This is a genomic window from Pontibacter sp. BAB1700 (assembly GCF_000277005.1).
GTDB classification, from domain to species: domain Bacteria; phylum Bacteroidota; class Bacteroidia; order Cytophagales; family Hymenobacteraceae; genus Pontibacter; species Pontibacter lucknowensis.
Genome location: NZ_AKIS01000141.1, coordinates 1 through 10,228, shown reverse-complemented (window position 1 = coordinate 10,228; position 10,228 = coordinate 1). Strand labels below are relative to the sequence as shown.

7 protein-coding genes, 2 pseudogenes and 1 riboswitch are annotated in these 10,228 nt (G+C 51.9%); of the genes and pseudogenes, 5 read left to right on the top strand and 4 right to left on the bottom strand.

What is annotated here, in order from left to right:
* From O71_RS24370 to O71_RS16080, 5 genes and pseudogenes are all read left to right on the top strand, one after another.
* A pseudogene (locus O71_RS24370) lies at window positions 1–385 on the top strand (hypothetical protein); the annotation flags it as partial.
* A 178-nt stretch (window positions 386–563) separates the two neighbouring features.
* A pseudogene (gene recG, locus O71_RS16095) lies at window positions 564–2,659 on the top strand (ATP-dependent DNA helicase RecG).
* An 8-nt stretch (window positions 2,660–2,667) separates the two neighbouring features.
* Window positions 2,668–2,865: riboswitch (cobalamin riboswitch) on the top strand.
* Between the two features lie 229 nt (window positions 2,866–3,094).
* A complete protein-coding gene (locus tag O71_RS16090) occupies window positions 3,095–3,496 on the top strand; it encodes an acyl-CoA thioesterase (protein WP_007658813.1) in 402 nt (133 codons plus the stop codon).
* A 125-nt stretch (window positions 3,497–3,621) separates the two neighbouring features.
* Window positions 3,622–4,236, top strand: coding sequence for a hypothetical protein (locus O71_RS16085; protein WP_040574451.1), 615 nt, complete (start codon window positions 3,622–3,624; stop codon window positions 4,234–4,236).
* The gene (locus O71_RS16080; RefSeq protein WP_007658810.1) at window positions 4,221–5,081 is read left to right on the top strand and encodes a hypothetical protein; all 861 of its coding nucleotides are present in this window, start codon (window positions 4,221–4,223) and stop codon (window positions 5,079–5,081) included. The genes O71_RS16085 and O71_RS16080 overlap by 16 nt, the downstream gene beginning before the upstream one ends.
* Here the strand turns inward: O71_RS16080 and O71_RS16075 are convergent, their stop codons facing one another.
* The 4 genes from O71_RS16075 to O71_RS16060 form a co-directional block, all read right to left on the bottom strand.
* Complete coding sequence (locus O71_RS16075) at window positions 5,082–5,813, bottom strand: glycosyltransferase (RefSeq protein WP_040574449.1); 732 nt, start codon at window positions 5,811–5,813, stop codon at window positions 5,082–5,084.
* 143 nt (window positions 5,814–5,956) lie between these two features.
* Window positions 5,957–7,756 (bottom strand): acyl-CoA dehydrogenase family protein, encoded by a 1,800-nt coding sequence (locus O71_RS16070; protein WP_007658806.1) that lies wholly within the window; start codon window positions 7,754–7,756, stop codon window positions 5,957–5,959.
* Between the two features lie 38 nt (window positions 7,757–7,794).
* Window positions 7,795–8,973: an acetyl-CoA C-acyltransferase gene (locus tag O71_RS16065; protein WP_007658804.1), complete on the bottom strand. Its 1,179-nt coding sequence runs from the start codon at window positions 8,971–8,973 to the stop codon at window positions 7,795–7,797.
* Window positions 8,974–9,065: 92 nt separating this feature from the next.
* On the bottom strand, window positions 9,066–10,228 hold a 1,163-nt coding region (locus O71_RS16060), incomplete at its 5' end, for an enoyl-CoA hydratase/isomerase family protein (RefSeq protein ID WP_007658803.1).

Here is a 10,228-nt window from a genome sequence, read left to right as displayed (position 1 = left end):
GCATCCGTATACCTTCGAGTATTCGAAGCACGCCAAGATACGCCCTGATTCTTCGATGATTGCGCAGCCACACTGGATCAATGTCATTTACCCGAGTCTGGGAGCGAACGTGCAATTGACCTATAAGGCGATCAACAATGATCCGAAGATGTTGAATAACCTGATCGAGGATGCGCGCAAACTGACCGGTAAACACCAGATAAAGGCGTACTCCATAGAGGAAACAGAAATTAGAACCCCGCAAGGTGATATTGCCTCTGTGTTTGAGCTGGAGGGTGAGATTCCGAGCCAGTTTCAGTTCTACGTGACCGATACGACTACGCACTTCTTCCGTGGGCGCTTTACTTTAGAACAGCTACGCAAAACGACTCACTGGCTCCTGTGATCGAATATGTGAAGAAAGACATTGTGCATCTGCTGAACACGCTGGAGTTTAAGGACAGGAAGTAGATTTCTTAAACAGAAGACATGCTAACAAAGGACAAAAGACCGTCATTATACCTGCGGTCTTTTGTCCTTTGCCTTTTATCTTTGTATACTAACCAAATTACAAGCTAGCACCCTTGAACAACTTCTTCCATACCAAGATCGAATTTTTGAAAGGCGTGGGGCCGCAGCGGGCTGAGCTGCTGCAGAAGGAGCTCAATATTTATACCTACGGTGACCTCATTCAACACTATCCTTTCCGCTACCTCGACCGCACCCAATTCTACAAAATAACAGACTTGGACGAAAGCATGCCTTATGTGCAGGTACGCGGGCGTGTGCGGGGTAAGGAAGTGCTCGGCGAAGGTCGGAAACAACGCCTGGCTGCCACACTGGTGGACGAAGACGGCAATGAGATGGAGCTGGTTTGGTTTAAAGGGGTGAAGTGGATGCAAAAGACGCTAAAAAACCACACCGACTACATCGTGTTTGGCAAGCCTACTTCCTTTAATGGCAAGTGGAGCATGGCGCATCCAGAGTTGGAGGAATTGGGGGAAGAGAAACAGACGACCTCTTTTCTGCAACCTGTATACCATACCACTGAAAAGCTGAAGGCATTCCGTGTTGAGAGCAAGGTCATAGCCCGTTACATGGAAATGCTGCTGAAGGTGGCAGTGCCAAATATTAACGAGACGCTTTCGCCGGAGCTGATTGACCATTACCGCCTGATGAGCAAACGGGATGCGTTGATCAATATCCACTTTCCGCAGTCGGTGGAGAAGTACAATGCCGCTAAGTTCCGACTCAAGTTTGAAGAGCTCTTTTACATACAACTGCGCCTGCTGCGCCAGAAAACAGTGCGCCGCGCCGACCTGGCCGGTCAGGTGTTCAGGCATGTTCCGACGGTAACGGAGTTCTACAAGAACCACATGACCTCGACCTGACCAATGCGCAGAAGCGGGTGATTAAGGAAATACACAAAGACCTGACAGCCGGCAAGCAGATGAACCGCTTGTTGCAGGGAGATGTGGGCTCAGGCAAGACCATCGTAGCCTTCATCACAATGCTGATCGCGGCCGATAACGGAGCGCAATCGGTGCTGATGGCGCCTACCGAGATTTTGGCAGACCAACATTATACCGGTCTCAAAGCTTTTGCTGACCGACTAGGTATAAACATCGGCAAACTCACCGGCTCCACTAAAACCAAAGACCGCAAGGTACTGCACGAGCAGCTGCGCTCCGGTGAGATGAAAATGATCGTGGGAACGCATGCTTTGCTGGAAGACGTGGTGCAATTCCATAACCTGGGACTTTGCATTGTGGATGAGCAGCACCGCTTTGGGGTAGAGCAGCGTTCCAGGCTGTGGCGCAAAAACCCGCGCATTATCCCGCATGTACTCGTGATGACCGCCACTCCTATACCCCGTACTCTGGCTATGACACTTTACGGCGACCTGGATGTGTCGGTAATCGACGAAATGCCGGCCGGCCGTAAAGAGATCGTGACCGTGCACCGCTTTGACTCACACCGCCTGAAGGTGTTCCAGTTTGTGCGCGATCAGATTAAGCTCGGCCGCCAGGTATACATCGTGTACCCACTCATTGAGGAGTCGGAAGGGATGGATTACAAGGACCTGATGGATGGCTATGAAAGTATCCGCCGTGCTTTCCCAGAGTACCAGGTGAGCATGGTGCATGGCAAACTCAAGGCGCAGGATAAAGACTACGAAATGCAGCGCTTTGTGCGTAACGAAACACAGATCATGGTAGCTACGACTGTAATTGAAGTAGGCGTGAACGTGCCCAACGCCTCTGTGATGATCATCGAGAGTGCGGAGCGCTTCGGTTTGTCGCAGCTGCACCAGTTGCGTGGCAGGGTGGGCCGGGGTGCGGAGCAGAGCTACTGCATCCTGATGACAGGGTATAAGCTGAGCAAAGACAGCAAGACCAGGCTGGAGACGATGGTGCGCACCAACAATGGCTTTGAGATTGCTGACATTGACCTGAAGCTGCGCGGACCAGGCGACCTGATGGGTACGCAGCAAAGCGGTGTGCTGGATCTGCTCATTGCCGATTTGGCCAAAGACGCTCCTATCCTACAAGAGTCACGTGCAGCTGCGCAACGTGTGCTCAACGAAGACCCTCAGTTGGAGCAGCCACAGAACCAGAATATCATGCGGCATATTAAGTCGCTGAGCGTAAATACTGTCAACTGGAGCCGCATCAGTTAAAAATTTCTATCTTTACAGCGTTTGGAGGTACCTCAGCTAGGAATAGCTCAGGTTTAAAAAGGAACCGTGTGCAAATCACGGGCTGACGCGCAACTGTAAGTAACAATTGATTGCTGCCACACAAATGTCCATTGTCCGGAGCCCGGATGAGAAGGACGGCAACAATGTTACAAGCCAGGAGACTTGCCCCAACAATATTCCACGCATGCTTTCGCGCCTAAAGCCTGTGGTTAGCGTAGTAGTCACCTCCTGCAGCTCAAGTTGACTTTGCAGCGCATTTGCACCTACTCCCTCTCCACATTTTTTCTGCACCGGCATGCCCAAATTATCTGTTTATGCCACTATTCAGCTCCTGCTTTTACCTTCAATTGAACCTACAGCCACAGCTGTGTGGCGCGGCGCACCTACACTCCAGCACACTTAAACCTATAAATTATGAATTTACAGCAACGTATTACCGAGTCAGAAACGCGCATCTTCAAAGCAGTTTTCCCGAACACGACCAATCATTATGACACCCTATTTGGCGGCGCTGCCATGCAACTAATGGACGAGGTGGCTTTTATCACGGCTACCCGCTTCTGCCGCAAACGGGTGGTAACGGTATCGTCTGACCGGATAGATTTCACGCAGCCTATACCTGCAGGCACCATTGTAGAGTTAATCGGACAGGTGAGTAGTGTAGGCAATACCAGCCTCAAGGTGCAGGTGGAAATCTATATTGAAGAAATGTACTCTGATGTTCGGCTGAAGGCGGTACATGGCAGCTTTACCTTTGTAGCCATAGACGAGCACAAGCAGCCGGTGCGTGTACTGGCAGAGGAGATACAACTCTAAGCTATACCTATACCTGTGCGTTCTTAGCTTATCCCATACCTCGTTCCACGAGAAACAATTTTGATTATATTAGCTCCTGAATACCCATAAGCACACACATGCAGTTACCATTTAACTTTATACCCTTGAAAATACTACGCCTGCTACCGCTTTTGTGCCTAGCCATACTCTTTGCTGCAGCACCAGCATCGTCTCAGGGTAAGAGAGCCGCCATACCTTTCAATTACATCCCTGACAATACGGAAGACCAATACAACCAAAGCATCAGCAGCAAGACGCTTCCGCTCGGAACCGAGGGCTTCGTAATCCTCAGCCGCAGCAAACCTGGCGAGTATGCCATAGAGCGCTATAATACCGCCCTCAAAAAAGCCTGGTCGGCTACTGTACCATTGGCCGCTGAAGAAACGGTGGAGGCTTTTGCCAGAAACCAGGAAGCTGTGCTGCTGGTCACGCACCGCACAAATGAGCAGGGCAATCAGGTGCTGTATGCACATCGGGTAGACCTGCGTAGCGGTCAGAAAGAGAAGCCCGTACTGCTGCTCGAAGCTCCAGCGGATGCCCGTAAAGCAGGTATAGCAATCTCGCCTGACGGCACCAAACTTTTAGCCTACCGTTATAGCGTTTCTGGCAATCAGGTCCTGCAGTCTATCAGCGGCAGCCTGTATGACGGCAAACTTCAGAAAGTAAAAGATACGAAGTACAGCCTGACTGACCTCGCGGTATTGTGTCAGCTGAGGTGATCGTGAATGATGCCGGCGACCAGTTCATCAGCCTGATCTCTGAGAACATGGAACGCCTGACCGTACGCCAGTATACCTTAAAGTCGCCGGTTGCTAAGGGCATGTCAGTGTTGGTAGGAGGCATTTTTGAAGGCAAGAAGGTATACATCATGGACAGCAAGTACGCCCTGCAGCCCAATGGCATCCTGTATGGTGTCGTACTGACGGCCGATGAGAAATCCGGTGAGTATTATAGCCTGAAAGCTGTAAAATTTGATTTCGAAAAAGAAGATATGGTGTTTGCAGAGGAGTTCAGATTCACACCTGAATATCTCGCTAGTGTGAACAGCCTGGATAAAAGCGGCGGTGCAAAAGCCAAGCGCCTCGAGGACATTTACCTGACCGACCTGATCCTGACACCTGAGGAAAAACTAATCGTAATGGCAGAGAAAAAGTACATGGAGGGTGGTGAGAACTCTCCTTACTATGCCAAAGAGATTCACCTGTTTGCCTATGATCAGTTTATGGGCACAGCCTGGAGCTCTGTGCTGATGAAAAATCAGAAGGCACCTGCTGATGAAGCCTTTACAGGCATCTCGTATCGCTATCATCTGGCGGGTAACACGCTGCACCTGCTCACCCTGGAAGAGTTGAACGGAAAGCATGACCTATACCTGCGCCGCATTGACACCAGCACCGGTAAGGCTGAAGCACCTAAGGCTGCTGGCCTGAATGTAGCCAAAGGCGAAGACACTGCTTACGTAAAAGACTTCACGGCCTGGCTAGGCGAAAAGGACCTGGTAGTAGTGGTGCGGCCATCCAAGAAAGCGAACAGCCTGCAGCTACGTCGTCTGCAGATCAGGTAACTAGTCTAACCATATACCCGACAAAAAGCGTGGCCACTCTCTTGGCGCGCTTTTTTGTTTTTTAAGCTTGCGGGTAAAAGAACTCAGCTGCACCAGCATGTGCACAAAACCTACATAGTCCACTATCTCTACATACATCCGGAACTCTCTACGAGACCCTTCCAGCATCCCGAGTTTGTCTACCTTATAGGTATTCATGGCAGACCATGGCATCCAGCGTACCCGCTTGCCACGCTTGATCATGTAGCGGTTAATGGCTACTTCCAACTGATAGCGTGCCACTGGCTGGGCCAGTACCTGCTCTAAGTCACTTCGCAGCAGAAGCCGCTCTCCGGACAGCAGTATATCACTTCGGTACCAGCGCACAAACCATGGCGACCGGATTCGCCGCAAGATTAGCATGTCAACATTGGCAGTGTCCTGGAAAGCAGAAATAGCTCTCTCAAGTTCAGTTTTATTTAATTCCTGCAAATCAGCATCCATCAACAGAACCAACTCATGCTGCACAAACTGAAGGCCATACTGTATAGCGGCGGCTTTTCCCTGGTTTTGGCTGAGGCGGATGACTTGCACAGAAGGCCATTGCCGGCTTACCATCGTAGCGGTGCCATCAGCCGATCCGTCATCCACACAGATTACCTGTTGTATAGCCTTTACTTTCGACACGGCTTCCAGTACTGTCGCAATCCGCTCCCGTTCGTTATAGCAGGGAATTAAGCATGTTACCCCCATACGCTCCTCTATGTTAATGACAATCCGGTATTCAGGTATATTTACGCATGAGATGCTATTAAGTCATTCAGCAACAATCCCTTAATACAAAAAGGCCACCTCCTAAGGAGGCAGCCTTTCCAAAACTATAGATTTGTCAGAATCTAGTACACGAATTCGTTTGCGTCAATCATAGCGGCTGCTATGCGACGACGTGCCTCCTTGGTATTGTAGAGGTCTTTCTTGGTGAAGCGCTTCAGGCCCATGAACAATAGACGTTGCTCGTCACCTTCCGCCATAGAGGCAATCGCATCTTTACCAGCCAGGAAGGCGGTGTCCACGGCATCGTTCACGGTCACGCGTACAATGTCGATCTGGTTCGCCACGGCATCCTCGCCTTTCATGCCTACCAGTTTCTCTACACGCAGCAGCGTTGATTCCGCCACGTACGTCTTGATAGCCATGTCAGCGATGTTCATCAGGATCTCCTGCTCTTTGGCCAGTGAGTTCATGTATTTCTGTACCGCAGTGCCGGCTACCATCAGGATCGCTTTCTTCAGGTTGCGGATCGCCTTGTGCTCTGCTGCGAACATGCCTTCCTCTTCAGCACCGAAATCAGGTATAGCCATCAGTTCGTTTTGCACATTTTGTGCAGGGCCCATCAGGTCCAGCTCACCGTTCATGGCTTTTTTGAGGATCATGTCCACCGTAAGCATGCGGTTGATCTCGTTGGTACCTTCGAAGATGCGGTTGATACGGGAGTCGCGGTAAGCGCGGTCCATCGGGTAGTCAGCTGAGAAGCCGTAGCCACCGTAGATCTGCACCCCTTCGTCCACCACATAGTCGAGCACTTCAGAGCCTTCCACTTTCAGCATGGCGCACTCTACAGCAAACTCGCGGGCAGCACCCAGCATAGCTTCGTTCTCGCCTTTTCCAGAAGCCAGTAGCTCCTGCTCCTTGCGATAAATGTCCATACCGCAACGGTATAGCGCTGACTCAACTGCATAGATGCGAATAGCTTGCTCTGCCAGTTTGTGGCGGATGGCACCGAATTTAGAGATCGGCAGTTTGAACTGCTGTCGCTCGTTGGCATACTTCACCGACAGGTCTACCACCTTCTTAGAAGCGCCCAGCGTCGCCGCGCAAAGCTTGATACGGCCGATGTTCAGGATGTTGAAAGCGATCAGGTGACCTTTGCCGATGTCACCGAGCACGTTTTCTTTCGGCACTTCGCAATCCGACAGGAACACCTGGCGCGTAGAAGAACCCTTGATACCCATTTTGTGCTCCTCGTTGCCAAGGCTCAGGCCCGGATAACCTTTCTCCACAATAAAGCCTGTGAACTTGTCGCCGTCCACCTGCGCAAACACGATGAACACATCGGCAAAACCGGCGTTCGTGATCCACATTTTCTGGCCGTTCAGGATGTAGTGTGTACCAGCTTCGTTTAGTACCGCTTTGGTTTTGGCTGCCAGGGCATCAGAGCCAGAGCCTGGTTCGGTGAGGCAGTACGCCGCCGCCCATTCGCCTGAAGTCAATGGCGGCAGGTATTTCGCTTTCTGCTCGTCGGTACCGAAGTACAGGATCGGCAGCATGCCTATACCTGTATGCGCCGCAAAAGCCACTGGGAACGAGTGTCCGCCACCTACCGATTCGGTTACCAACAGCGAGGTATTGAAGTCCATGTTCAGACCGCCGTACTGCTCGGGCATTGCTACCGCGAACAATCCCAGCTCACCTGCTTTCTTCATCAGGCCCTCCATCAGCCCCTCTTCGTGGTTGTCGAGGCGCTCGAGTAGCGGGGTCACTTCCTCACGCACAAAGTCAAAACAGGTCTGCGCCATCATGCGTTGCTCCTCGCCGAACTCTTCAGGTATAAATATATCCTGTGGATTCGTTTCTTTGATCAGGAATTCACCACCGCGAACAGTGGCTGCTTTATTTTTATCTGTTACATTTTCCATGGCAGATTATGATTAGTGTTTTAGGTACAGATTAGTTTTTACTTCAATAATTCGAAAATGCCGGCCACGCCTTGACCGCCGCCAACACAAGCTGTCACGATGCCGTGCTTGCCGCCTGTTCGACGCAGGTCGCTGAATAGCTGCACGCTTAGCTTGGCACCCGAGCAACCCAGTGGGTGACCGAGGGCGATGGCACCACCGTTAATATTCAACTTAGCCGGATCGAAATCCAAGTGGCGCATCACCGCAATGGACTGGGCAGCAAACGCCTCGTTCATCTCGATCAAGTCGATGTCGTTGAGCGTCATACCCGCTTGCTTTAAGGCTTTCGGAACGGCAGCGATTGGTCCCATACCCATGATGCGTGGGTCTACGCCGCCAGTGCCGTAGCTCACCATGCGGGCAATCGGCTCGAGGTTAAGCTCTTTCACCATGCGCTCACTCATCACGATCACAAAGGCAGCGCCGTCGGACGTCTGGGAAGAGTTACCAGCCGTTACCGAGCCACCGGCCGCAAACACTGGCTTCAGACGCGCTAAGGCCTCCAGCGAGGTGTCAGCACGCGGACCTTCGTCGGTGTCTACCACATAAGTGCGGGTTTTCTTCTTGCCGTTCTCATCGATGTAAGTTTCCTCTACCGTGATAGGCACGATTTGCTCTTTGAAATAGCCGTTCTTGATAGCGTTGATAGCCTTTTGGTGCGAATGATAGGCAAACTCATCCTGGTCTTCGCGGGTAACGCCGTAGTCTTTCGCCACGGCCTCAGCCGTCAGGCCCATGCTCAGGTACCAGTCAGGGTTCTTGCTGGCGATGTTGTAATTCGGCACCGTTTTCCAACCTACCGTCGGCACCATCGACATCGACTCGGTACCGCCTGCTACAATGCAGTCGGCCATACCTGCCTGTATGCGGTTGCAGGCCATGGCAATGGTTTCCACACCTGAGCCACAGTAGCGGTTTACCGTCATGCCCGATACCGACATCGGCAATGCCAGCAAAGAAATCATACGTCCGATCTGCAGGCCCTGCTCCGCCTCTGGCACAGCATTCCCCACAATCAGGTCGTCTACACGCTCTGGATCAAGGGCGGGCACGGAGGCCATAAGATGTTTGATGACGTCAGCGGCTAGGTCATCGGGTCTGGTAAACCGAAATCCGCCGCGCCCGGCTTTGCCTACTGCGCTACGAAATCCGGCTACGATATATGCGTTGTTCATATTTTCTGATTGCTAAATTGTTAAATGGCTGATAGTTGATTCCTCAAGTACATGATCGAAGAGCACCATCACTACTCATTATGCATTAGACATTAATTTCTCAGCGGCTTGCCTGTGGTCAGGATGCTCTGGATACGCTCTAGTGTCTTGCGCTCACCTGTCAGCGACAGGAATGCTTCGCGCTCGAGGTCCAAGAGGTATTGCTCGCTCACCTCGGTTGGGGCAGACAGGTCGCCGCCGCACATCACGTAGGCCAGCTTGTGCGATATCTTCTGGTCGTGCTCCGAAATGTAGCGTCCGCTTACCATGGCGTTGGCTCCTGTCAGGAACATACCCAACGCGCCTTTGCCCTGTACCTTGATGTTGGTCTTTTTGGCTGGCTGCGTATACCCTGCCTCGGCCAGACGAATGGCCTGCGCTTTGGCATCGGCAATCTGGCGGTTGATGTTCAGAGTAATGGCATCGCCCTGGCGCATAAAGCCGAGGTCAAACGCCTCTTTCGCCGAGGTTGACACCTTTGCCATACCGATGGTTAGGTAGATGTTCTTGAGCGTGTTGTACTCGATGTCGCCGTCTTCGTACATTTCGGCTGCGCGGAGCGTCATTTCTTTGGTACCGCCGCCTCCAGGTATAAGGCCCACGCCAAACTCCACCAGACCCATGTAGGTCTCAGCAGCCGCTTGCACGTGGTCGCAGTGCAGATTCAGTTCGCAGCCACCGCCCAGGGTCAATCCGTGCGGAGCGCCCACCACAGGTATAGCCGAGTAGCGCATGCGCATCATCGTGTCCTGGAACTGCTTAATCATGAAGTTGATTTCGTCATACTCCTGCTCCAGGGCATACATATAAATCAAACCCACGTTGGCGCCAGCCGAGAAGTTGGCCGCCTGACTGCCTACCACCATGCCTCTGAATTCTTTCTCGGCAATCTCGATGCCTTTGTTCAGGCCCTGCACTACATCACCACCGATGGTGTTCATCTTCGTGTGGAATTCCACGTTCAGGATGCCGTCACCGAGGTCGATCAGTGTAGCGCCAGTGTTTTTCCACACTACTTTGTTGCTGCGCAGGTTGTCAAGGATGATGAAGTTCTCAACACCTGGTATTGCCTTGTATTCTTTGCTCTGGATGTCGTAATAACGGCGGTTGCCGCTCTCCACTATGTAGAAGGACTCTTTGCCTTGGTTGAGCATCTCCTCTACCCAGGCCGCAGGCTGGTAACCGGCTTCGATCATGCGCTGCACACCTTCGCGGG